Below are 24966 nucleotides of genomic sequence, written 5' to 3' on the forward strand. Positions count from 1 at the left end.
AAGGAAATTCAGGGGGGCCACATGGATATCACCGAGATTAGGGTATCGTTGCGTGACGACAATAAGTTGAAAGCCTTTGCCAGTATTACGCTGGATAATTGTTTTGTCATCAGGGGCCTGAAGATTATCGAAGGGGCCAAGGGTGTATTTGTCGCCATGCCTAGCAGGAAACGTCCTGACGGGACTTACCAGGATGTAGCCCATCCGATCAATAATCAGACGAGAGACTGGATGGAGGAACAGATCGTCGAAGCGTATGAACGGGAAGTCGCTAAAGTCCAGGCAGAGGCCGGACTGGAGGTCTCTGAACCGTAACAAAGTTATAGATCAATCCGGATTTTTGGGGCGTCGTCAAGTGGCAAGACACAGGATTTTGGTTCCTGCATCGGAGGTTCGAATCCTCCCGCCCCAGCTATAAAGGCTGCGTGACCGGGAAGGTCATTTTTTTTTCGGAGGAATTATAGATATGACTGATATGATTAAATTGCTGTCGGGCAACGCGAACCCGGATCTTTCCAGCAGGATCGCCTCGTATCTGAAGACAGACCTCTGCGATGTTGAAGTAGGAAGATTTTCCGATGGAGAGATAAGAGTCAATATCAACGAGAATATAAGGGGCAAGGACGTCTTTATTATCCAGCCCACATTTCCTCCGGCGGAAAATCTTATGGAGCTTTTGATCCTTGTCGACGCCTGCTACAGGGCATCAGCGAGCAGGATAACAGCGGTCATGCCATATTACGGATATGCCCGCCAGGACAGAAAAGACCAGCCCCGAGTCCCTATCACAGCAAAGCTTATCGCTAATCTGATAGAGACGGCCGGCACCAGCAGGGTCCTCGCCCTGGAACTCCATGCTGCCCAGATCCAGGGATTTTTTGATGTTCAGGTTGATAATCTTTTTGCGGTACCGGTGCTTCTTGAATATATTAGGGGGAAAAATTTAAAGGACCTTACCGTCGTATCACCTGATGTCGGGGGGATAAAGATGGGAAGAGCCTTCGCGAAACGCCTTGGCGCGGACCTGGCGATCGTCGACAAACGCAGGACGGGAGCTGACGCGTCCGAGGTGATGAACATAATAGGTGAGGTCGATGGCAGTGATATTATTATCATTGACGATATAATAAGTACTGCCGGGACGATCACCAAGGCGGCGAAGGCTTTGAGAGATGCGGGAGCGGGAAAGATCATAGCCGCGGCGACCCATCCGGTCTTTTCCGGCGAAGCGATCGAACGGCTTGAGAGTTCCTGCATCGAAGAGGTCGTTGTTACGAATTCGATTCCGCTCAACGGCAAGGAAAGGTGTAAGAAGATCAAAGTCCTCGATATATCCGCTCTGTTGGGCGAAGCGATCATGAGGATCCATAATGAGGAATCGATCAGTATGTTATTTATCTAGTTCGGAGGAAAAATGAAACAGGTAGAATTAAGCGCCCGGGTAAGATCAGATTCGGGCAAGAAAGTAGCACACACTCTGAGGTCGGGCGGAGAGATCCCCGGTATTTTATACGGACACAAGGAAGAACCCGTGTCACTGGCGATTCCAGCTCACGAATTCTGGACGATACTCCACCATGCCACGACGGAACATCTTATTCTGAGCGTGACGGTAGATGGCCTGGAAAAGGGCACCATGCTCACGCTGGTAAAGGCCGTGCAGCATCACCCTGTCACCGGTGATATCCTTCATGTCGATCTCCAGAGAATATCAAGTGATGAGAAGATCAAGGTCGGAGTTCCGGTAAACCTGATAGGCATACCGAAGGGCGTCAAGGACTTCGGCGGGATCCTAGACCACAGGGCCAGGGAAGTCAGGATCATTTCGACTCCGGCGAATATTCCCGAGTCGATCGATATTGACGTGTCCCATCTTCTTCTCGGCGATTCGATCCACGTGGAAGATATCATCGGCCAATTCAAGGAACTTGATATCTTCGACGACGATTCGACCCTGATCGCAGCAGTCGCCGCGCCGAAAAAACTTGAACTTGAAGAGATCGAAGCAGCGGAAGCGGCTGAAGGTGAGGAAGCAGCGGAAGGGGCTGAAGGCAAGGATTCTGAGTCTGAAGACGCTGACGAGGAAAAGAGCGACTAGGCGGGTATGTCCGATATATCTTTTCTTTGCGGACTTGGAAATCCCGGTGGAAAATACAGATCGACCAGACACAATCTTGGATTCGATACTCTCGATCTTCTCGCCAGGCGGAGAAAGCTCGAATGGAAGAATCGAAGGGATACGGCGCTTGTTTCAAGATGGAGCGTGGCCGGTCGGGATATCGTCCTCATCAAACCGCTCACATATATGAACCTCTCGGCACAGGCGCTCGAGCTTTTCCCCTCGATATCCGGAGAATCCCTTCTGGTCATCTGCGACGATATAAACCTGCCACTGGGCCGTCTTAGAATAAGGGAAGGCGGGGGAAGCGGAGGCCACAGGGGGCTTGAGTCGATAAGCGGATATCTGGCAACAGACCGGTACCCGCGGCTCAGAATGGGAGCAGGCCCCTCCCCTGATGGTGAGGAATGGAGCGATTTTGTCCTTTCTCCTTTTACTGCTATTGAAAAACCGCTTGCCGAAAAAATGGTGGAAGAGGGTGTCGATGCTATCGAGTTCGTGGTACGGGAAGGTATCGAGGCTGCCCAGAGAGAGTTCAACAGGCGAATGGGTGGCCAGTGAGAGCTGGATAAGCTTATTATCTGTCTTGACTGTGCCGTGCGTCTTTGCTATATTGCCAGGACTGAAGGCCTGCCATTCACCAGGTGTTTTTTAAGGCAGGCGATAAAATCAATGATTGAATCCCTACTTTCCCACTGAAGAGGAAGGGAAAGTCGAGAACGTCCGAAGGGAGGAACCCGCCAATGCGTGCCTATGAGTGCGTTTATATCCTTGACCCATCTCTTGAAGAAATGGCTGTCAAAGAGAAGACAACCCGTTTCGACGAGATCGTGAAATCCAGGAAAGGTTCGGTCGAGACGATCGATATCTGGGGTAAACGGAGGCTTGCGTATCCGATCGCCAAGAAATTCGAAGGGACATATGTCCTTATGCGATTTCATGGAAATAATGAGATCCTTGAAGAACTCAACAGGATATACAGGTTCGACGATGCCGTTTTACGTCATCTTATCGTCATCGATGAAAATCCGCCGGCTGTAAAAGCTGAAACTGCAACCGACGAGATAATGGAGTAGTAAAAATGGGTGGAAAATCTATAGCAAAGAAGAAGAAAAAAGACAGGAAGACAACGAATAAGCCGTGCCGTTTCTGCGCCGACAAGCTCAGTATCGATTACAAGGACGATGTGCTTCTGCGCCGGTTTATTACCGACAGGGGGAAGATCTCTCCCAGGAGGATAACCGGTACCTGCGCGCGTCACCAGAGACAGCTTGCGCACGCTATAAAACGGGCCAGGGCGATCGCGCTCCTGCCGTTCGTAAAGATATATTTCCGATAGGGAGAGTTTGAAATGGAACTATTATTGAAAACCAGCGTTCCCGGACTCGGAGAGCGTGGAGACATAGTCAAAGTCAAGCCTGGCTACGCGAGAAACTATCTTTTGCCGAAGAAGATGGCCGTGCCTGCTACCGAATCGATGAAGAGAGTGATTTTACAGGAGAATCGCCTTATCGAGATCAGGGAAGACAAGGTCAAGCGTTCTCTTCAGGAAGTGGCAAAGAAGATGAAGGACCTTTCCTGTACGATCGTCGTCCAGGCGGGTGAAGAAGACAAGTTATACGGCAGCGTGACCGCCCATGATATCGCTGAAGCGATATCGCAGCAGGGATTCGATGTCGATCAGAAGATGGTCATGCTGGAGGACCCGATCAAGATGCTGGGCGTCTATACTGTTGATATACGGATCCATCGAGAGATCGAACTGCCCGTAAAGATCTGGGTTGTAAAAGAATAGGGTATAAGCCGGAGACAGGAGGTCTGTCATCGATATCCCGAAAAATATATTCAGGGAATATGATATAAGGGGCCTGGTCGACAAGGATCTTACTCCCGATAACGTAAGATTGCTCGGTGGAGCTATCGCGGTGACGTTGCGACGTGAAGATATCGGTACGGCAGTCGTCGGAAGAGATGTACGCCCCAGTAGCAACAGTTATTTTGATGCGATGACCGACGGGCTTATGAAGGGTGGGATCGATGTTGTCGATATAGGGACAGTTCCCACACCAGTGCTTTATTTCGCCGCTGAAAGATGGGGCATCAGGGGCGGAGTAATGATAACGGCAAGTCATAATCCAGCAGAATTCAACGGATTCAAAATAATCCGGGGCGACGGATCGGTATATGGCAAGGATATTCTCGAACTCCACGCGATCATAGAAGCTGGTGGTCTTTACTCGGATGGAAACGGGAAAATGACAAAGAGGGATGCCAACAGCGAATATATTGAATATCTCGTTTCCAATATCAAGCTGGCAAGGCCTGTCAGGTTCGCCATTGATGGCGGCAACGGGACGTCGGGGATATCGGCTCCGGAGATATTCAGGAGACTCGGTTGTGACCCCGTCGAACTTTTCATGGAGCCGGATGGCACTTTTCCCAACCACCACCCCGATCCTACCGTTGAAAAAAATCTCGTGGACCTGAAAAAGGCTGTTATCGAGGGTGGTCTTGAACTCGGCATAGGATTCGATGGAGATACCGACAGGATCGGAGTCCTTGATGATAAAGGGAATATCATCCGCGGAGACAGCCTCCTGGCGATATACAGCAGAGAAATTCTTGCCGATAATCCAGGTTCGTCGGTTATCTTCGAAGTTAAATGCTCACAGGGACTCGAAGAGGATATTTTAGCCCATGGCGGAAAACCAATCATGTGGAAAACGGGGCATTCTCTTATAAAAAAGAAGATGAAGGAAGAGGGAGCTCTTCTTGCCGGTGAGATGAGCGGCCACCAGTTTTTCGCCGACAGGTATTTCGGTTTTGATGACGCGATATACGCTGCGTGCAGGCTTCTCGAAATCGTTTCGAGGAGTGAAGTCCCTCTCAGTGAAATTTATAAGAGTCTTCCTCAATATATCAATACCCCGGAGATTCGTGTCGATTGCACCGATGAAAGCAAATTCAGAATAGTGAACGAGATACGGGATTATTTCAGGGCGACGAGGGAAGTCATAGATGTAGATGGCGCCAGGGTAAGATTCGACAAGGGATGGGGTCTGATAAGGGCTTCGAATACTCAACCTGTGCTGGTCCTGAGGTTCGAAGCGACCGATAAAGAAGCTCTCGATGAGATCCGAAGGGAATTCTTCGCCATACTCGGTAAATATATCGATATTTCGGGAATTATCGATGGATGATACCGTATAATATCAAGCCTGGTTGAATCATTTCTGTCGCTTTCGATCCTGATTGTGGGGTATATAGTGTACGCTGCCATCCTTGCAGGAGGAAAAGGTAAACGCTTCTGGCCTTTGAGCAGAGCTGAGAGACCGAAACAGTTTATAGATATATCCGGTTCTGGAACAATGCTGTCAGTTACATTTGACAGGGTCTCATCACTGATCGACCCCTCGAAGATATTCGTCCTTACCGTCGAGAGCCAGGTCGATCTGGTCCACCAGCAGCTTCCACTGATACCCGAAGCCAATATATTTCCCGAACCTGCCGGAAGAAACACCGCCCCTTCCCTTGCCGTAGCGGCGGCGATGGCCCTGGCAGCGGGAGATGATGAACCTCTGCTCTGCTGTCCGTCAGATCATATAATAAACGATGCTTCGTCATTTGAAAGAGTCGTCAGGCAAGCTGCCGTGATAGCTTCGAAGCAGGATATTCTGATCACTTTCGGAATCAGGCCGGTTTATCCTTCCACGGGATACGGCTATATAGAATCGGGTAGCCCCCTGGATGGTGGAAATGGCGATATCTATTCAGTCAGCAGATTCCATGAAAAACCGGAAATAGAAAAGGCTCGCGATTATATAAACAGGAGCGGATATTACTGGAACAGCGGGATCTTCATGTGGAGGCCGTCAGTATTCCTCGACGCTTGGAAAAGGTTTGTCCCTGAGGGAACGGAACCGCTCGAGAGGATCTCCGAAGCGATAGGATCAAACCGGTTCATCGATACAGTCGGCCATCAATATCCATTGATGCCGGCGGTATCAGTCGATTACGGGATACTGGAGAAAGCCGATAATGTGGCGGTCATACCCGCCGATCTCGGCTGGAACGACGTCGGATCATGGGACGCTCTCTATGATATTCTTCCCGCGGACGAAGACGGGAACAGAAGCCCGGGAAAAGTCGAATCGATCGATTCGACGGGCAATCTCTTCTTTCATCCGGGAGGAACGATCGCGGCTATTGGAGTGAAAGATCTGATAATAGTTGTAGATGGCGATACAGTCATGGTATGCGGCAAGGGAGAAAGCCAGCGCGTCAGGAGTCTGGTCGAGAAGATGGAAAAAGAAGGAAAAAAGGAGATTCTTTAGGACAGAGAGCAACAGGAGGTCGAAATGACAGGGAAAAAAATACTGTTGGCAGTATTTTTAATGATACCGGGATTGATTCTCGTATCATGCGGGGAAAAGGACAAACCCCTGCAGATCAATGAAGGCGTTGCCGCCAGGATCGGAGACAGGAAATTGACGGAAAGTGAGATCGACGAGATCTTCGAGACCCTGCCCGAAAATCAGAAAGATGATTTCAAAGGACCGAGAGGAAGGGCGAAGTTCGTCGATATGGTAATAAATGATGAACTGCTCTTCCTTGCCGCGAAAAACATGAATCTCGCGAATGATCCCGAGACGAAGAAACAGATAGAGGTCGTGACGAGGAAGGTGCTCGTCTCCGCCTATTACAAAAAGCAGATCTTCGATAAAATCGAGATCTCTGATGAAGAGATCGAATCGTATTATAAAGACCATGAAGAAAGGTACACAAACAAGGCGATAATAAAAGCCCAGCATATTTTTTCCGTCGACAGCATGAAATGCGTCGCCTGGAAGAAAAGGATCGAAAATGGGGAAAAATTCAGCGCCATTGCCAAAGCCGAGTCAGAGGACAAATCCTCGGCGGAAGCTTACGGGTCGCTCGGTTATTTCAACACTGACGGTTATGTCAAATTCATCGGTGATTCAAAGGAGTTCAATGACGCTATTAAAGACCTCGAAACAGGCGAGATGAGCGATGTTATCAAACATAGAAAGGGATATTCGCTCGTTCGCATAAACGATAAAAAACCGGAATCGTTAAAACCTCTTTCCGAGGTGAGAAAGAGCATAATCGATATAATAAAGCAGGAAAAAGCGAAAGCCTCGATGGAGGTCGAGATAGAGTCATTGAGAGATAAATTCAAACCGGTAAATTATGCCCAGGAAGTCGTCATCGCGACGACCAGGACTCCCGAGCAGCTCTGGGAGATCGCCCAGGCTGAAGACGCCGCGTATACCCGCGTTCTTTATTACAGGGAACTCGTCAACAAATATCCGGAACATAAATATGCCGCGCAGGCGCTTTTTATGATCGGATTCGTCTATGGAGAAGAACTGAAGGACCTCACCCAGGCGCAGAGGACGTATAACGAACTCCTGGAAAAATATCCTGATTCTGAAGTCGCCAAATCGGCTGAATGGATGCTGGAAAATCTTCACAAGGAACATCCTAAATTCGAATCGATTGAAAATGTCCATGAAGAGATGAAGAAGGAAAGCGAGTAGAGACCGCGATGGAACTTATCCAGGTCTACGTAAGCGCGATAGCGATCGACAAGGAGAGGGAGCATCCCGTCGTCCTTCTCAAGGCGGAGGGTGATGAGGAGATAATGCCGATATGGATAGGTCCCGCTGAGGCGTCTGCAATTTATACTGCCCTCTCCGGCAGTACTTTTGAAAGACCTATGACGCATGATCTGCTCAAACTGATAGTCGAGGAACTCGGAGCTGTCGTGAGCGCCATCGAGATAACAGGGATGCAGAAAGACACATACTTCGCGCGGATCATCCTTCAAAGAGGAGAGGAAGTCTTTTATATAGACGCCAGACCGAGTGATTCGATATCGCTGGCGCTGCGCTGCGGTTCACCGCTTTTCATGGAGAAGGAACTTTTTCATAAATTCAAAAGGGACCTGAAAGTCGGGAAGAACGCCGGGGAAGAGATCAAAAAACATTTCAGGGAACTCGACCCGGGCGAATTCGGAGATATTGATCTATAGGAGGAATCTGTTGATCGAGCCTTTTCAGGGGATCAGCCCCGTCATCGGCAGTGATGTATATATAGCCGGCAGCGCGAGCGTAATCGGAGAGGTGACTATCGGCAACCGGTCGAGCGTGTGGCATGGGGCGGTCGTGAGGGGTGACTGTTGGAAGATCAGCATCGGCGAATCGACGAACATTCAGGATTGCTGCGTCTGTCACGTGACGACTGGAGGTCCGCCGCTGATAATAGGAGATAATGTGACTGTCGGGCACGGAGCAGTGCTTCACTCCTGCATGATCGGGAACGGATCGTTGATTGGTATGGGCGCGGTAGTCCTCGACGGAGCGGAGATCGGAGAGGGATCGATCATAGCGGCTAACAGTGTCGTGCTCGAGAATACCGTCATACCTCCCGGATCGCTGGTCGCCGGTGTTCCCGGGTCCGTGAAGAAAAAGATCGACGCGGATTCGCGGTCCAGGCTTGTCGAACAGGCGCGGGAATACCATCAACTGGCGTTGTCATATCTGGGATCAGGCAATTTCTCGCGTTAAGGATGTCTTTATGAGGATGAGATCTTTATTATTCCTGGTTCTTGTCTACCTTTCATGCGCGTCGGTCCCGCCAGCGGTCCAGACGGAAAAGTCAGATGATGAGATCAGGGAAGGGCTTCTTACGAAGATAAGGACTTCCGTATTTGAGGAGGATCATAAGGAAATCAGGAAGAAGGGCCTTCTCTATATTGAAAAATACGGGGGAAGCAGTGAAATACCAGAGGTAAGGATCTGCGTCGGAAAAGCGTCGTTGAATCTCGGGTATCTGACCGAGGCAAGGACAGTCCTTCTTCCACTCGCCGGTGGAGACGCCTCTCCATCTGACAGAAGAGAGGCACTGCGGCTTCTCGCCCGGGTCGACATGGAAAATGGCAGATATCAGGATGCCGCCGAAGAACTTCTCGATGCCATAGGCGCCGGGATGAATGATTCGGAATATCAGGAGACAAGGATCCTGCTTGCCCGGATCTCCAGCCTGCTTTCAGAAAGCCAGCTGGACAAGCTTAGGGTCGACTACGCTTCGATTCCTGGAATCGATATAATACTCGAACAATCACTTTCCTACGCGCTGGCGGGAAGTGATACGTCCCGGGTCTCATCTCTGAGACGCCAGCTCATTGCCGCCGACTCTCTCAGGGTGATGCCTGACCGCCTGATAACAAGCAGGACCGTACCTGCTTTCGACAGAAAGATCGAAAAGACGCAGAATGGCGATAGCCGGACGATCGGTCTTCTCTGCCCCATGAGCGGGAGATTCGGCCGTCTTGGAGAGGCATTTCTCTCCGGAGCTTCGACGGCAATGACTGAAGCCCGGATGATGGGAACAATCGATATAGAGATCGTTGTCGGTGATACAAAGGGGAGCGCCCTGGAAGCCCGCGAATTGACTGAAAGAATGATCAGGGAAGAAGGAGTGACGTCATTTGTCGGGGGAGTCCTGAGTTCTTCCACTATTGCCGCGGCGCAGGCCGCCCAGTTCAATAAAGTTGTTCTATACTCTCCAGTCGCTTCCGAAGAAGGTATCGACGGGATCGGAGATCATATCTTCCAGGCGCGGACCAGTTCAGATGCCGAGTTGATCGCTCTCGCGAGGATCGCCTGTTCGATCATGGGAAAAAGAAGGATCGCCTTCCTTTCAGCCGATGGGCATCGTTCAAGAGAATACGAGGCTCTTTTCCGTGAGTCGGTGGAACTGCTCGGTGCCTCTCTGGTCGTCTGCGATTATTACGACCAGGGCAATACAGATTTCAAGGTAAATATCGAACGCCTGCGCGGTGCCGATCCCGACGCGCTGTTCATAGCTTCCGACGTGGAAGACCTGATTCTGATCCTTCCACAGCTGTCATTCTATGAATTCGGCGTCCAGTTGCTCGGAACCAGCGCGTGGAACTCGAATAATCTGCTCCGAATGGCAGGTCGGGACATGGAAGGCGCTGTCTTCCCGGCAGTAATCGATCTCAAGGATGATGAAGAGGCATACAGATCTGCTGCCGCCTTTACGGACAGGCAGGCGGTCGATGTCAATCGATTCGTCATAGGCGGATATATCGGTGTCAGAAAAATGCTGGAAGCCGTCGCGCAAAGCAGGCGGAATGGAAGTTCCATAAGGGAAGAGATGTCAAAGTCCCTGGAGAATAACCAGCATCAATACATCGAACTCGTCTCGGGAAAAGGGATCCTGTTCTACACGATCAGAAATGAAAAAGTCATTGATTACATGACCCTGACGCTCCACAGGTAGAAACAGTCCCGGGTAGGGGCGAAAGAACCGGTCAACCTGTCAGTCTGAAACTGATGAGAAAACTTATCCAGAACGATCTTGGCGTTCCGTCTTCGATGACAGGTTTGAATTCAAACTGGCGAACAGCTTTGATCGAAGCTTCTTCGAAACTTTTCATTCCGAAGACTTTTCTCACATATGCCTCATCGACCAGACCTCTCTCATTGATATATACCTCGACCAGGACATACCCTTCAGATCTCTTTAACATCGCGTCCTGAGGATATTCCGGCTGGATCATCCGGAGTATCACATAATCCTGCCTGTAAGGTACATCGGTATGGGAGGGATAGGTGCGGACGTAGTTATCATCGATCACTTCGTCGAAGGTGATTTCTTCGATTTCTTTTTCGGGAGCAGTGGAGATCCGGGGGTTTTCTTCCTCAATATCTTCCTCTTCTTCGCTGACCAGGTCCATTTCGCGAACGACGATGTCGTGGCGTTCCTCGGAAAAGACCTCTGCCTCTATCCCTCTGTCGTCGATGATAGTTATTTCCGGTACAAACCTCTCTTCTCCTTCGTAACCTACGGAAAATATCCTGTCCACGACTCTGGAACGTTCAGCGCTGAAAAGTAGGAGAAGAAGAGTGATCAGAGCGATCGGGATCGTCAGGATGAGTCTCTTTGTGAGTTTTCTGTCGTATTCTACTATTTTTCCCATTTCCCGGACTACCCAGCCTTTTCTATGAATATCAGCTATGAGGTCTCAATAGTCAACCAGTGGCGATATCCCTGATAAGCATATCGGCTCATAAATCGACGTCGATCATCGAATTGCCTTCGGTGGCGCCTGGTAACTGTAAATGTCTTAATATCATCTTTTCATTTCCGGGAAGGATGATAGACAGGATATGGGATCCTTCGTCCAGGAGCCCGTATGAAACGACGCCGTTATCGTCAGTCATCGAGGTGAAAAGACCGTCGACAGATACGATAGCGCCCCGAACTGGCGATCCGGATCTTGATATGGTTATGTCATGACTGTGAAAAATCGTTGGGTCAGGGGCAAAAAACCTTGCCAGGCCGGTTACGATGGAGTTGGCCTGCATCTGTCGCCAGAGCTGAGAGGAGAATATCTTTTCCGTCTCTCCGTTCAGCGCGGCATGGATCTCGCACGCGGGAAGATTGGTCTGCTGGAGAAAGAGATGGGACGACTCCGATATCAGGGGATTTTTAAAAGGTGGAATATTGCCGGACATCTCTTTCAGGCTGCCAGCTATCCTGCTACCCTTTTCACTTCCCGGGTAATGCAGGAAGAGCGGCTCGTCCGATCCTGCGGGCAATTCTGAACCGAAATAGAGGCCGAGGGCGAGATCTCCGCGAAACCTGTTTGTCCTTTCGATCCTGTCGTCGAGCGAAAGTGATTCCTCCCCCTCGCGCGTGAGGATGATTTCTGCCCCGGCTGTCGTGAGGATATCCCTCATCTGTTTGGCGATATCGAGGTTGACAGTCGCTCCCCTGAGCCGCATCGGTCCCAGGCCGGAATCTTCCGTACCTCCCCCGGCAGGATCGATCACGATCTTCTTGCCATGAAATATTCCACCAAGGAGGGGTTCAAGAATGACCACAGTCCGACCGGTGTCGCCGGCAGGTGCGATCTCATCAAGCTCGACCCGGCGATAGCCGGGGGCGGTTATCGTGATCGGACTCGCGGAAAGAGAGGCGGGGATCGACAGAACTCCGGCGGCGCCGGCCGCGCACAGAGTCCCGTCAGGGAAAAAGGCAGCGGCGTCATCGATATCTTTTCCGCTTGCACGGTCAGTTACTATAAGAGAAAGAGTCATCCGGTCATCGCCAGGGGTGAAAAAGAGCGTGTCGCAGAGACCGGGGACTTCGAATATAAGTCCTTGGTCGAGAGAACTCCTTGCCGATCTGAATCGGAAGACTCCTTTTTTAGATCTTCCTTTCAGCACTTTTCCCGATCCCGTCAGTGTCACCTTTAAAGGCTGTCCGTCAGCTACAGGCTCGCCAAACTGATCGAGTATCTTTACGGAAAGCGAGAGATAAGGTCCTGCCGAATTTTCAAAAGGTAACGCGATTATATGTCTTGCCGGCCTGGTTAATAAGATCTCAAACGGCGTACTGAGGCAGCTGCCGCCAAGGATGCTTCTCGCGTAAGCCTGAAAACGGTATTTTCCGTTTGGGGCGTCGTAAGGCAGGGCGTATGATATCCTGCCGAGCAAAGGATCCCAGACGGCGGGGACTCTTCTGCCATTGTCCAGAATGCCGACCGAGGAGGGGTCTACAGGTATCGAGGCGCCAGGGGCCACTGTAAAAGAGATAATCTCCGGTCGACCGATAGTGTCCCCCGGGAGGTCAACCGGACTGATTACGGGGATGCCCCTGGAGAAATATGATATCAGGCCGAGGAAATACGCTTCCGCTTCAAGTCTCTGTTTTGATGAGATCCTCAGTTTCTTTTCGATTCCCGGATGCGAGATGTAACTGGCCTCTCCCAGCACAGAGGCCCTGGCGAGAGAATTTCTTAGAACATAGTAGCTTCCAGGTTTTATTGACGATCCCTCTATTCCGAGGTTTCTAGACAGGTGCGTCTGTATGTCCGTCGCCAGTTCCATCGAAGCGTCAGGATCTGTGGCGCGGTAATAGACTTCTATGCTGTTCTTTTTTCTGTCGAGAGAAATATTGGAATTATGATGTATCGATAAAAAGACATCCGGGTCGAAGGAGTTGGCGACCCTGGTCCTTTCAGCGAGATCGTCTCCGAGAGCAAGGGAGCTGTCAGGAAGAAAATCCCGGTCATTCGTCCTTGTCATGACGACATCAACTCCGGCATCGTTGAGAAGTCCCCATAAATAGAGGGCGACGCCAAGGTTGACTTCCGCTTCAGTGAGCGAATCGATTCCGGTCGCTCCTTCGAAATATCCTCCATGGCCGGGATCGATAACGATCTTTCTGCCTGTAAGTACTGTCGCGTCGGCTTTTCCCGGATCCTCGCTCAAACGGAGGTAAAGACGCTCCCATGAAGTCTGTTTCGAAGCACATCCTGAGAGCAGGATAATGAAGGTCAGTGCGGCTATTCGGCAGGTCCGGGCGCGGTTCATCCGATCCTCCTTCTGATCGATCATTTAATGTCCGGTTGCCACGGTGGAAAATTCACCGGTAGCATTGATGCCGGTCCAAACCGGCCAGTCCGGAATGATCGCAGTTATTTATTGTCTAACATATAGTTGTGTACTCTTCAAGTCTGATTTGACGAGATAGTGGAAATCTGTTGAAGATGAAGAATTTCAATAATATCGTCGATTTAACAATATATTGAGATAATAGTTGACGGTTGCCACAATATATGGTAGAAAATGGCGAGTTTATATTTATTTTATGTCTATTTTTATCAAAACGGAGAAGTTTATCCAGACAAGTCTGAAAAAGCTCCCTTCAGTAGAGAAGGTCCTCGGCGACGAGCAGGTCTCTTCACTCATCTCGAATTACTCGAGGAATGGTATCACGAGGATCGTCAGAGAGAAGATTGACGCGTATCGCGCGGTATTACTGAAGGATACGGCTGAAGACAAGAGCAGCGAAATAATACTCGGTGAGATAGTCACCGCGGTTGCCGAAGAGATCGGATCGATAAGCGCGGTACATCCGAGAAGGGTCATAAACGCTTCGGGAGTCGTGCTGCACACAAATCTCGGCAGAGCGGTGTTGAGCGAATCGGCCCGATCAGCCCTTGAGTATGTTTCGGCTGGATACGTGGATCTTGAGATCGATATGGCCAGCGGACAGAGGACCGAGCGCGACGCAAAGGCGGCGAGGCTTCTCAGTCTTCTTACCGGTTCGGAAAGCGCGCTGGTAGTGAATAATACAGCCGCGGCAGTGCTTCTTGCCGTAAATACATTCGCCGGTGAGGGAGCTGTCGCAGTCTCCAGGGGAGAACTGGTCGAGATAGGAGGCAGCTTCAGACTGCCTGAGATACTGTCATCGGCAGCGCGGCAGGTCATCGAGGTAGGTACGACAAACAGGACTCACCCGGGGGATTATAAGGAAGCGATAGAAAGGGGCGCGACTCTTCTTCTTAAGGTCCATACGAGTAATTACAGGATCCTTGGATATACGGACGATGTGGAACTTGAAAAACTGGTCGAGATCGGAAGAGCAAACGATATCCCGGTAATGTACGATCAGGGGAGCGGAATACTCTTTCCTTTCGGCAAGGGAGGACCCGAGGGCGAGGCGGACGCTGGCGCGCTGATCAAAAGCGGTGTGGACATCCTGTGTTTCAGTGCGGACAAGGCTCTCGGTGGACCGCAGGCCGGACTGATAGCAGGCAGGTCGGGACCTGTTGAAAGACTGAGGAAAAATCATCTCAGCAGGGCTCTAAGAGTGGATAAACTGACCCTGGCAGCTCTTGAAGCTGTATTGCTCCAGTACTGGACCGGCCGGACCGACCAGATCCCGGCGATCAATATGATATTGGAGAGCGTTGAATCGATCGGGAAAAAAGCTGAAAAGTTTTCCGCCGTTTTATCGAAAAAGTTGTCCCCTGGCTGTAAAGTGACTCTTGTCGAGGGAGAATCATCGATCGGGGGAGGGAGTTTTCCGATAGATCCTCTTCCGACCATACTTGTCAGGATCGAACTGGATCCAGGTGTGGCGGTAAAGCTTTCGGCGCTGCTTCGCGGGCTTGATCCGGCGATCCTCGTGAGGATCAAGGATGATTCGATATATCTGGATCTCAGGACTGTGACAGGCGAAGAGGAAGAGATCATCGGGAAGAGCCTGGCAATGGGAATCAAGGAGATTTCAGGGAGGTAGTGATTATCATGGGCGATGAAGAGTACGGAAATGTCGAAGATGGTCTTTCAGGACCCTGTGGTGGAGGCGGTTACTCGATCTTTCTCGATGAGAAAGAGATGTACGCCTTCATGGAGGAGGGAGATTACTCTTCTTCGCGAAATCTCGACCATTTTCGTAATGTTGAGGAATCTATTGAAAAAAGAATGGTGGAAGGAGAGGGATTCTCCGTCCTTGCCATGTCGATGCTCGAGAGCCGGATCGCCAGGGATTTTTCGGTCTTGCAGATAGGTCATCTGCTGTCGAAGAACGGTAAAAGGGTGATAATCGTCGACGCGGATTTCCTGAGCCCGGGGATGAACGGTCTGTCGGGTGATATCGAAGACCATGGATTTCTTGACCTGCTGCTCTATGGAAGCTCTCTTAAATCAGTCATGAAACCGACAGGTATAGACGGTGTTCACATAGCCGGTCCAGGATCTTTCCCCGTATCGAGGACGGTGCCGTTTGCCCTGAAGGAGTTTGGAAAGATCAAGGATTACCTGTCGAGCAAATCGGATATAGTCATATACTGTTCCACGCTTTATACGGAAGACAAGGCGATAAACCCGCTGAGACAGTACGTGGACAGCGTACTTCTCTGTTGCAGCATAGAAGAGATGGAAGAAGGGGAACTTCAGAAAGTCCTGAAGGATATCGGGCCTGAATTGCCTTCACCGGACCTGGTCTGTTTCTGCTCTGGAAAGGAAACGGCCGCCGGCGAAGAGGCAGAGATCGAAGATGAGAAGATAATAGACCTCGAACCTGAATCGGAGATCCTCGACCCCGAATCACCTGACGAGGAGATCAAACCGGAATTCATAGAGAAATCGGACGAGATCGACTCGGTCTCGAGGAAAGAGAACAGAAGGATAAACGTTCCAAGACTTGCCATCATCATCATCTCGACACTGATAGTAATCTTTATCATATGGTGGTTGACGATCGACAAGTCTGTCCAGGAAAAAGAAGGTACAGACAGGATGTCGGAACTTGTCCTTAAACAACAGGACGCGAGGGAGATGGCGCAGAAGGACGATCAGGAACCGGCCGGGGAAAAGGTCGCCGAAGAAGGGGATAAGGTAGAAACCGGGGCTGTTTCTTCCGGACAGGACGCCGGGATGTCGACTGAGGGAAGCGGGCTTCAGACCGCGGACGTTCCGGATGATCAAAAACCGGAGACGAGGGTGGATGATTCACCGGATGAAAAGGCCACTCCCGGGGAGGTCACGATAGCTCCAGAGGGGACTTATTATTCGGTACATATAGCTTCTTTTCTCGATATCGGTAGAGCAGGGACCGAAAGCGACTATTTCGAGAAAAAGAATTACGATGTGCGGATAATGGAAGTTGAACTGAAGGGAAGAACATGGTTCAGGGTGTATATAGGTGAATTCAGGACGAAGGAGGAAGCTGAAGCGATGCGTACGGAGCTTCTCTCCTTCAGAAGGATAGCTGAAGCCAGAGTAATGAATGTGAAATATAACTAGGGAAGGTGCAAGACACCGGTCGCGGAGGTTGATTGAGGTGAGTCTGAACAGACTGGAATTGGTGGGGTTCAAATCATTTATGTCTCCCGTCACGCTGGATTTCAATAAAGGAATAACGGCTATTCTGGGTCCGAATGGATGTGGGAAGACCAATGTGGTCGACGCTGTAAGATGGGTCCTTGGAGAACAAAGCGCCCGTCAGCTTCGAAGCAATAAGATGGAAAATGTCATCTTTAACGGAACGCAGCTTCACAAACCGACAGGTTTCGCTACTGTCTCGATGACGATCAATAATGAAAAGGGAGTCTTTCCGATCGACTACGCGGAGATCACTATCACCAGAAAGGTCTACCGTTCAGGGATAAGTGAGTATTTCATCAATAAGACCCCTTGCAGATTGAAAGATATCAGGGAGCTTTTTGCCGATACCGGGACGGGAAGCCATTCATACGCGGTCATCGAGCAGGAGATGGTCGAATACGTATTGAACGATGCTCACGGCGAGCGAAGGAATATGTTCGAAGAAGCGTCGGGTATCGTCAAGTACAGGATGCGCAGGGAAGAGGCGAAAAGGAAGCTTAAGCTGACTGAAGCAGATCTCGTCCGTCTCGACGATATCCTCGAGGAACTTGGCAAGAATGTCAGGTCGTTGCGGTATCAGGTCGGAAAGACCAGGCGCTACAGGAAGATCAGCGAAAGAATAAAGGAATGGGGGACTATACAGCTAAGGAAAAATCTCTCCGCCTTTCTCGCGGAAAAAAGAGCGGCCGAGTCGGAACTTTCGCAGGCTAATGAATTGTCCGCTGAAGGGGGAGATTCTCTCAGCCAGTTTGAAAGAGAAGTCGAAGAGAAAAAATTCCTCCTAGTAGAGAACGAAAAAAGAAATTCTCAACTCCAGAATGAGCGTTATGAGGTGCGAAGGAAGATCCAGGGTTCAGAGGAAAAGATCATCCAATATACCGAGCGCAAGGGTGAAGCGGAAAGGAAGATAGAACGGGCTCTGAGAGAGATCGAGGAAGCGGGCGCGAGACTCGAAAAGATCTCGGACAGGATATCCGGCGTGATCACAGAACAGAAAGGGACTTCCGAGCAGGCCAGGGAGGAAGAGGATGCTATCAGGGCGCTTGGTGGAAGATTCGAGGAAATATCTGTCAAGATCGAAAGAATGAAGAATGAACTGATCGATCTGAAACAGACGCAGCTCGATTTCCTTCAGGATAAGGTAAGGGTCCAGAGCAGTCAGGAACACTATGAAACGGTACTGAAAGAACTTGACGCCAGATCGCTCGAAATGCGAGAGAGAGTGACGGGACTTGAGGCTCAGGTCGGAGAGGTATCGGCTCTTTTCGGGGAGATGGATCAAAGGTTCAGGCAGCGGCAGGTGTCCCTGGCCGACCTGGAGAAAGAACGAGGTGATCTTTACGATCAACTCCAGGGAGTGGACAGGAGGCTGCCTGAAAGAGAATCAGTGTTATCCGAAAAGAAGACGGAACTGGCGAGAATGATCAGCCGTCATGAACTCTATTCAAGGATGAAAGAAGATTTCGAGGGATTTCCCGGAGGAGCGAGATATCTTCTTAAAAAGGGAGATTTAAGAGTAAAAGGCCCGCTGGCCGAGATGGTGAAGATCGATGAAAAGTACAGGGTGGCACTGGAAGCCGTCCTGGGTGGACTGAGCGATGGCATAGTGGTCGACGATCTTCCCGGCGCGATGGAGCTGATATCGGAGATCTCCGAAAAAAGAAGGGGCAGCGTCAGGTTTTTTCTTGAAAAGGCCGATGGATGGGGAATCCCCTCTCCACCCGGGGTTATTCCAGGATTGATAGGCAGATTGAGCGGTTTTGTGGAAGTGCCGGAATCAAGAAAAAGTATGATAGAAAATCTTCTTGGCGGCACATATCTGTTCGATGATCCGAAGAAAGCGCTTGAGTTCGTGGAATCGGAGGAGGGGCGGGGGTTCGATGCCGTGACTCTTTCAGGGATATATTTCTGCCGGGGAAAGGGAATCTATTATTCCTGCAATTCTTCGGAAGAGATATCATTGATCGGGCGTTCAGGGGAAATAGAAAAGATGCAGAGCAATATCGATGGATTGAAAGAGACGGTCGCATCGGAAGAGATACTTTGCGAAAAGGAAAGAGCTGAGAAAGAAAGGCTGAGAAACCTGCTTGTCGATATTGATCAAAAGATAGTGGCAATGAGAAGCGCTCTTGCCGGAGATCAGGAGGAACTTCAGAAAGTCGAACGCGATTTCATAATGAAAAAGGAGAAATGTTCACTTTTAATGAAGTCTCTTGACGAGATCGAGAATTCAAGGGTCGAGACGCTTACGAAGCTTGAGGAACTCAGGCTTTCCATGGCGATGCGTCAGGATAATGGTGATGTCTCGGACTCGAAGAAGATCGAATCGGAGCTTTCCATGCTGACCGGACGCAGAAATGAATTGGAAGCGGCTCTTACCGAAAGAAAGGTCAGGCTCGCGTCTCTCAAGGGATCACTGGATAAACATAAAGAAGAGATCCGGGGACTGGGCGAGATGGAGAAACAGTTCAGCAGTATAATGCAGCAGAGAAACGAGGAGATAACCACATCGAAAGAAGAACTTGCCCGGCTTGGCGGCGATATCGAACGGGAACGGGCCGTTGTATCGGCTCTTCTCGAGGAGGAAAGGTCAAGTCAGAAGGATATCGATGAGCTTCGGGATATCCTCGATGATATGCGCGGCGGGATTTCGCTGATGGAGAAGGATCTCAAGACGAGGCAGGAAGAAAAAGAGAGGATCTTCACAAGGATCAACGACGTGAAGATCAGGCTGAGCACCATAGATACAAGAATAAAGGATCTCGTCGAACGCGGGTTCGAGATATATCAGGAGGACCTCGGCTCATATCTTGAAGGCACGGAGATTCCTCTGACCGAGGAAGAAAAGAATATCACCCGGGAGATGCTCGACAGGGAGAAGAAAAAACTCGAAAGTCTTGGTCCGGTCAATCTTGCTGCTATCGAGGAATACGATGAGAAGAAGAACAGGCTGGATTTTCTTATCGCGCAGAAAGAGGACCTCGATAAGGCTAAAGAAGAGCTGCGCGAAGCTATCAGCCGTATCAACAGCCGCGCCAGGAAACTTTTCATCGAGACTTTTGACATCGTCAAAGAGTATTTCAGCGAGATCTTCACAGTCCTGTTCGAAGGAGGAGAGGCTTCTCTAGCGCTTGAAGAGGGGACCGACCCGCTTGAAGCCGAGATAATAATATCAGCCAGGCCTAAAGGTAAGAGGTTTCAGGATATCTCGCTGCTGTCCGGAGGCGAGCGCGCCCTGACGGCAATGGCGCTGCTGTTCGCTCTTTACAAGGCCAAACCATCTCCATTCTGTATATTCGACGAAGTTGACGCTCCTCTTGATGATGCCAATATACAGAGGTTCGTCCGGATGCTTAAAAAGTTCTCGGATGAAACGCAGTTTATCATAATCACCCACAACAAACGTACTATGGAAGCGGCAACCATGCTGTTCGGAGTGACGATGGAACAGAAGGGTGTCTCCAAGATCGTCTCCGTGGATCTGACCGAGGTAGAATCGGTCCTTCAGAACAGGACAGCTCCCGCCGAGGCGATGGTCGAAGCGCCGGTTGCTTCCAATTAGGGAAGAAATATCGGGATGAAAAGGATCGTCAGGGGATTGGGAAAGACGAAAGAGCGTCTTTTCGCTCCGCTTAGAAAAATATTCTCGTCAGGTACTTTAGACGAAAATGCCGCACGGGATCTTGAGGATCTTCTGTTTTCAGCCGATCTCGGGGTCGAAGCTACCGAGAGGATAATAGAAAAAGTGAAGGAAAAGCAGCGGGCGCAGGGGAGTGGCGCGGAAGATTTCCTCAAAGTCATAAATGACGAACTGATGTCAGAGATCGAAGATGTCCCACCGTATACAATCCCTGAAGGATCCCCCAGAGTGATAGTAATGACAGGAGTCAACGGAGTCGGCAAGACTTCGACTATCGGAAAACTCGCAAGCCGTTTCAAAGCTGACGGAGAGGACGTCCTGCTGGCTGCCTGCGATACTTTCAGGGCCGCTGCGATAGAACAACTTGAATTATGGGCAAAGAAAACAGGTTCTCCGATAGTCAGGCAGGAAATGGGGTCGGATCCCGCGGCGGTAGCTTTCGATGCCGTCAACTCAGCCATCGCAAAGGGGATCGGAACTGTTATCATTGATACTGCCGGAAGGCTTCACACGAAATCAAACCTGATGGAAGAGTTGAAAAAGATATTCCGGGTCATCGGTTCGAGGATGCCGGAGGCCGCGGTCGAGGCCTGGCTCGTAATAGACGCCAACTCGGGGCAGAACAGTATCCGACAGGCTGAAGTCTTTGTCGAAGCCCTTCCGGTGACGGCACTCATCCTGACTAAACTTGACAGTACAGCAAAGGGTGGAGCAGTAATTCCGATACAGAGGGATCTTCGCGTACCTGTCCTCTTCACTGGAGTCGGGGAGGGAGTCCTTGATCTCGAACCGTTTGATTCTCAATCATTTATCTCTGCCCTGTTAAGCGAGTGACCGGTACCGTTCCTGCCACAGCCGCTTGCCGTCCGATCTCCCCGGTCCTCTCCGAAGGCGGGCAGCCAAAAAAAAATATAAAATCAATCAAGTTGTCGGGTAGTCCATCCGAATATCCTTCATAGACAGAATATGACGTTTCCAGATATCGAGAGGTGGATGATGAAATTGCGTTTTCATCTTGGATCGATCAGAAGCAGACTGATCTATTCTACATTCGTTATTGTCATGATCATAACGATAATTCATGGGGTATACGAAGAAATTCATTACAGGAACATGGCAAACGCTGACCTTGAGACGAAGATGCTCGACATCTCCAATATCATCGCGTTCAATATAGGAGCCAGCCTCGAGTTCAATGACTACGGGGCGACTCTCGAAACGCTTGAATCCCTGTCGCAGATGAAGGAACTGAAGATGGTGTCGGTCTATGACGACAGCGGTGAACTGGTCACGACCTATGCAAGCGAGAAAACCGGTGACGGCGGAGTGCCCCTCGAACCGGTACCGGAGAATGACGATGCTCTTCTCAAGAGGAGCAGCGAAGGCCTGTTCATCTACAGGAATGTCGTAGTCGATGGGAAATCGCTCGGAACGATAGCTCTCAAGGTATCCCTTGAGAGGGTCAACAGCGTGCTCCAGAACAACAGGATATTCAACCTCATAACCCTGCTCGTCTATGGAGTCGCGTTGACGATCATTTCCATAATCAGCGGTAATGTACTTATTAAACCGATTCTGAAACTGAGGGATTTCGCGCAGACTCTTGCCCTTGGTGATTTCACCGTAAGGATGGAGATCGCAAGCGACGACGAGATAGGCGACCTGACGAGTTCGATCAATATCATGGCCAACGATATGAGCCTCGCGCTCCAGCAGGTGATCGACGCGAGCAGGAAAGTGGCCGATACTTCCTCGCGACTTTCGAGGACTTCCCAGCATGTGACGACAACGACGGAGGAGATCAGCGTCAATACGCGGCAGATAACACAAAACTCGATAAACGCTGCCAAAGTGACGAAACAGGCGATGGATTCGGCACTGAAAGGTGAAGAAGTAGTCAAAAGGTCGCTTACCGGGATGAACAAGGTCAGTTCGAAGATAGAAGATTCCACGCAGATGATGAAGGACCTCGGGCACAGCTCGAAGGAGATCGATATCATAATCAACGTGATCGATGAAATCGCCGATCAGACAAACCTTCTCGCCCTTAACGCGGCGATCGAGGCTGCCCGCGCGGGGGAGCAGGGTAAGGGATTCTCCGTGGTCGCCGATGAGATAAGAAAGCTGGCGGAAAAAACTGTAGCCGCTACGAAAGAGATCTCTTCGAAGATAACCACGATCCAGGAGGACGCTCGCCAGATGATATCGTCGATGAAAGAAAATGTCGATGAGGTGCAGAAGGGATCCGTCCTTTCCAATGAGGCAGGAGCGGCTCTCAGCGAGATCAGGGATCTTGTCACAGGGAGCAGCGATATGATACAGCAGATCGCTGATGCCGCCAGTGAACACCTGACAGTCACGGAAAGTATGACAAACAGCGTCGAGGAGACGATGCGCGAAGCGCAGGAACTTGACCAGATGGCCGAGAGCCTTCAGCAACTCGTCAGCAGATTCAAGATACTGTAGATCATACTTACTTGACAGCCGGATTATTTTTCCTATAATTGTGATACAGGTAATATTATACCTGATAGACCTTCGGGGCGGGGTGAGATTCCCCACCGGCGGTGACAGTCCGCGAATGGATGTAAAAATCCACTGACCCGGTGAAATTCCGGGACCGACAGTTAAAGTCTGGATGGGAGAAGGTTCAGGAACTTCTGCGCGCGGATGACCAGCCAGGAGCGGACCGGCGCTTTTCTCATCATTTCCCCGGTATAAAATTTTCATGGAGCCTGCGGATTTTGCACGAAGAAGATATATATATATCCAGGGCGCTCGATCTCGCGGAAAAAGGGATCGGAAGGACTTTTCCCAACCCTCTTGTCGGAGCGGTGATAGTCCAGGGCGGAGAGATCGTGGGAGAAGGGTTTCACGCGAGGGCGGGAGGACCGCATGCCGAGGTCGAAGCGATTCTCAGCGCCGGAGAGAAAGCGAGAGGGAGCGATCTCTATCTGAACCTCGAACCGTGCTGCCATTTCGGCAAGACGCCTCCTTGCACCGATGCCATTCTCGATGCGGGGATCTCAAGGGTAGTATGCAGTATCCAGGATCCCGATCGCAGGGTCAGCGGGAAGGGGATCGCTCTGCTCCGGGAAAAAGGCATCAAGGTCGATACAGGAACGAAGGCTGACGAAGCGCTACAGTTGAATCTTCCATATATACACAAGGCGATAACGGGCAGGCCTTTTATAGTCCTGAAACTTGCTCTTTCACTCGATGGAGGGCTAAATGCGGCCGATGGAAGATATCTTTCGTCGGACCGCTCAAGGCGGGAAGTCCATCATCTCAGGTCATGGCTGGAATCGATCGCGGTGGGAAAAGGTACGTTCGATGCTGACGATCCGATACTTGACAGGAGGATGTTCGACGAAAGCCTTTCCGCGCCGATAAGGATACTGTTCGATTCCAGGTTTGCCTTTCCCGCCGGGCATCGGTGGACCGATACTCCCGACCGTCTGCTGATTTACTGTCTTTCAGGCGCTGACAGGAGAAAACGCTCCGAATTCTCCGCCAGGGGATTGGAAGTAATCGAACTGCCGGAGAAAGATGGAATGATAGATATCGGGGCATGGATCGAGGATATCTCATCGAGGGAGATCACATCCGTTCTCGTCGAGGGAGGAGGCATGCTGGCGACTTCGATGATGAACGAAGGCGCGGTCGACAGGTTGATCCTTTTTCATGCTCCCGTACTGTCGGGAGAAGATGGAAAGGGATGGTACCGGCACAATGGTGTTCCTGACTGGTTCAACAGGGGAAAATTAAGGCTGCTCAGGCTAGAGAGGTTTGAAGACGATATCATGGCTGTTTATGACAGGGAAGAACTTGGTTCATATGGTGATATCGTGAGGGGAGTCGAATCGTAGATGTTTACGGGACTCGTCGAGACGACTGGAAAGGTGCTTTCTCTTTCGCGAAATTCAAGAGGGGCGAAGATCGTCGTCGAATCAGATATTGAGCACCTGGTCAGGGGAGAGAGTATCGCCATAAACGGAACATGTCAGACGGTCGCGCTGATAAAAGATGACAGTTTCTCATGCGATATTCTGCCTGAGACGCTTCGAGTGACCAACCTCGGGATGCTTAAACCGGGTCAGCGGGTAAACCTTGAAAGAGCGATGCGCCCCCACGACCGGCTCGGGGGGCATATTGTCAACGGTCATATAGATGGAACGGGGAAAGTCAGAAGAATATCAAGAAATCCGGGTAGTATAGAGATATCGGTGCCACCCGGGATCTCGCGATATCTTGTCGCGAAAGGTTCGGTCGCTGTCGATGGTATCAGCCTTACCATCGGGCCGAAACCGGGTGAGAAGAGTTTCAAAGTGTTCGTGATACCGCACACATGGGAGAATACGACGCTGGAAGATCTCTCTCCAGGATCAATAGTGAATATCGAGGTCGATATTCTTGCCAAATATATAGATAAATTATCAGGTAGATAACTTTTCGATCAAGGGAAAGACGGC

22 protein-coding genes, 1 tRNA gene and 1 riboswitch are annotated in these 24966 nt (G+C 50.4%); of the genes, 21 read left to right on the forward strand and 2 right to left on the reverse strand.

Translation table 11 applies throughout. The annotated features are described in order from the left end of the window. Positions 1-21 precede the first annotated feature (21 nt). The 14 genes from spoVG to JW814_11335 all read left to right on the forward strand — a co-directional run bounded on the left by spoVG (position 22) and on the right by JW814_11335 (position 10450). Positions 22-315, forward strand: coding sequence for a septation regulator SpoVG (spoVG, locus tag JW814_11270; GenBank protein ID MBN2072024.1), 294 nt, complete (start codon positions 22-24; stop codon positions 313-315). Between the two features lie 26 nt (positions 316-341). Then, positions 342-412, forward strand: a tRNA-Gln gene (locus JW814_11275). Between the two features lie 54 nt (positions 413-466). After that, entirely contained in the window at positions 467-1402 is a 936-nt protein-coding gene (locus JW814_11280) for a ribose-phosphate pyrophosphokinase (GenBank protein ID MBN2072025.1), read from the forward strand. Between the two features lie 12 nt (positions 1403-1414). Further along, on the forward strand, positions 1415-2098 hold the full coding sequence (locus tag JW814_11285) for a 50S ribosomal protein L25 (protein MBN2072026.1): 684 nt from the start codon (positions 1415-1417) through the stop codon (positions 2096-2098). A gap of 6 nt (positions 2099-2104) precedes the next feature. After that, entirely contained in the window at positions 2105-2680 is a 576-nt protein-coding gene (locus JW814_11290; GenBank protein MBN2072027.1) for an aminoacyl-tRNA hydrolase, read from the forward strand. 182 nt (positions 2681-2862) lie between these two features. Continuing rightward, positions 2863-3195, forward strand: a complete 333-nt coding sequence (gene rpsF / locus JW814_11295) for a 30S ribosomal protein S6 (GenBank protein ID MBN2072028.1) — start codon at positions 2863-2865, stop codon at positions 3193-3195. A 5-nt stretch (positions 3196-3200) separates the two neighbouring features. Next, complete coding sequence (locus JW814_11300) at positions 3201-3458, forward strand: 30S ribosomal protein S18 (GenBank protein MBN2072029.1); 258 nt, start codon at positions 3201-3203, stop codon at positions 3456-3458. A gap of 12 nt (positions 3459-3470) precedes the next feature. After that, complete coding sequence (locus JW814_11305) at positions 3471-3914, forward strand: 50S ribosomal protein L9 (protein MBN2072030.1); 444 nt, start codon at positions 3471-3473, stop codon at positions 3912-3914. A 34-nt stretch (positions 3915-3948) separates the two neighbouring features. After that, positions 3949-5319 carry a phosphomannomutase/phosphoglucomutase gene (locus JW814_11310; GenBank protein MBN2072031.1) on the forward strand — a complete coding sequence of 457 codons (1371 nt, stop codon included), beginning with the start codon at positions 3949-3951 and terminating at the stop codon, positions 5317-5319. A gap of 66 nt (positions 5320-5385) precedes the next feature. Then, a complete protein-coding gene (locus tag JW814_11315; protein MBN2072032.1) occupies positions 5386-6453 on the forward strand; it encodes a mannose-1-phosphate guanylyltransferase in 1068 nt (355 codons plus the stop codon). A 24-nt stretch (positions 6454-6477) separates the two neighbouring features. Then, a complete protein-coding gene (locus JW814_11320; GenBank protein MBN2072033.1) occupies positions 6478-7680 on the forward strand; it encodes a peptidyl-prolyl cis-trans isomerase in 1203 nt (400 codons plus the stop codon). 8 nt (positions 7681-7688) lie between these two features. Then, entirely contained in the window at positions 7689-8174 is a 486-nt protein-coding gene (locus JW814_11325; protein MBN2072034.1) for a bifunctional nuclease family protein, read from the forward strand. Positions 8175-8184: 10 nt separating this feature from the next. Further along, a complete protein-coding gene (locus tag JW814_11330; protein MBN2072035.1) occupies positions 8185-8709 on the forward strand; it encodes a gamma carbonic anhydrase family protein in 525 nt (174 codons plus the stop codon). A gap of 10 nt (positions 8710-8719) precedes the next feature. Beyond that, a complete protein-coding gene (locus tag JW814_11335) occupies positions 8720-10450 on the forward strand; it encodes a penicillin-binding protein activator (protein MBN2072036.1) in 1731 nt (576 codons plus the stop codon). A 31-nt stretch (positions 10451-10481) separates the two neighbouring features. Here JW814_11335 and JW814_11340 read toward each other — a convergent pair whose 3' ends face one another. Together JW814_11340 and JW814_11345 are read right to left on the reverse strand one after the other, a co-directional pair. After that, positions 10482-11150, reverse strand: a complete 669-nt coding sequence (locus tag JW814_11340) for an energy transducer TonB (protein MBN2072037.1) — start codon at positions 11148-11150, stop codon at positions 10482-10484. Positions 11151-11238: 88 nt separating this feature from the next. Beyond that, on the reverse strand, positions 11239-13551 hold the full coding sequence (locus tag JW814_11345) for an N-acetylmuramoyl-L-alanine amidase (GenBank protein ID MBN2072038.1): 2313 nt from the start codon (positions 13549-13551) through the stop codon (positions 11239-11241). Positions 13552-13828: 277 nt separating this feature from the next. Between JW814_11345 and JW814_11350 the strand changes: the two genes are divergently transcribed. The 7 genes from JW814_11350 (at position 13829) to JW814_11380 (ending at position 24942) form a co-directional block, all read left to right on the forward strand. Beyond that, a complete protein-coding gene (locus JW814_11350) occupies positions 13829-15265 on the forward strand; it encodes an L-seryl-tRNA(Sec) selenium transferase (GenBank protein ID MBN2072039.1) in 1437 nt (478 codons plus the stop codon). Positions 15266-15273: 8 nt separating this feature from the next. Then, positions 15274-16773 (forward strand): SPOR domain-containing protein, encoded by a 1500-nt coding sequence (locus tag JW814_11355; protein MBN2072040.1) that lies wholly within the window; start codon positions 15274-15276, stop codon positions 16771-16773. A gap of 37 nt (positions 16774-16810) precedes the next feature. After that, positions 16811-20416, forward strand: a complete 3606-nt coding sequence (gene smc, locus JW814_11360) for a chromosome segregation protein SMC (GenBank protein MBN2072041.1) — start codon at positions 16811-16813, stop codon at positions 20414-20416. 9 nt (positions 20417-20425) lie between these two features. Then, a complete protein-coding gene (gene ftsY, locus JW814_11365; GenBank protein ID MBN2072042.1) occupies positions 20426-21328 on the forward strand; it encodes a signal recognition particle-docking protein FtsY in 903 nt (300 codons plus the stop codon). A gap of 162 nt (positions 21329-21490) precedes the next feature. Continuing rightward, entirely contained in the window at positions 21491-22960 is a 1470-nt protein-coding gene (locus JW814_11370; GenBank protein ID MBN2072043.1) for a HAMP domain-containing protein, read from the forward strand. A 64-nt stretch (positions 22961-23024) separates the two neighbouring features. Continuing rightward, a riboswitch (FMN riboswitch) is annotated at positions 23025-23148 on the forward strand. Positions 23149-23238: 90 nt separating this feature from the next. Further along, positions 23239-24363, forward strand: coding sequence for a bifunctional diaminohydroxyphosphoribosylaminopyrimidine deaminase/5-amino-6-(5-phosphoribosylamino)uracil reductase RibD (gene ribD, locus JW814_11375; GenBank protein ID MBN2072044.1), 1125 nt, complete (start codon positions 23239-23241; stop codon positions 24361-24363). After that, positions 24364-24942 (forward strand): riboflavin synthase, encoded by a 579-nt coding sequence (locus JW814_11380; protein MBN2072045.1) that lies wholly within the window; start codon positions 24364-24366, stop codon positions 24940-24942. The last annotated feature ends 24 nt before the right edge of the window (positions 24943-24966 follow it).

Source organism: Candidatus Krumholzibacteriota bacterium (genome assembly GCA_016932415.1).
GTDB lineage: Bacteria > Krumholzibacteriota > Krumholzibacteriia > Krumholzibacteriales > Krumholzibacteriaceae > Krumholzibacterium.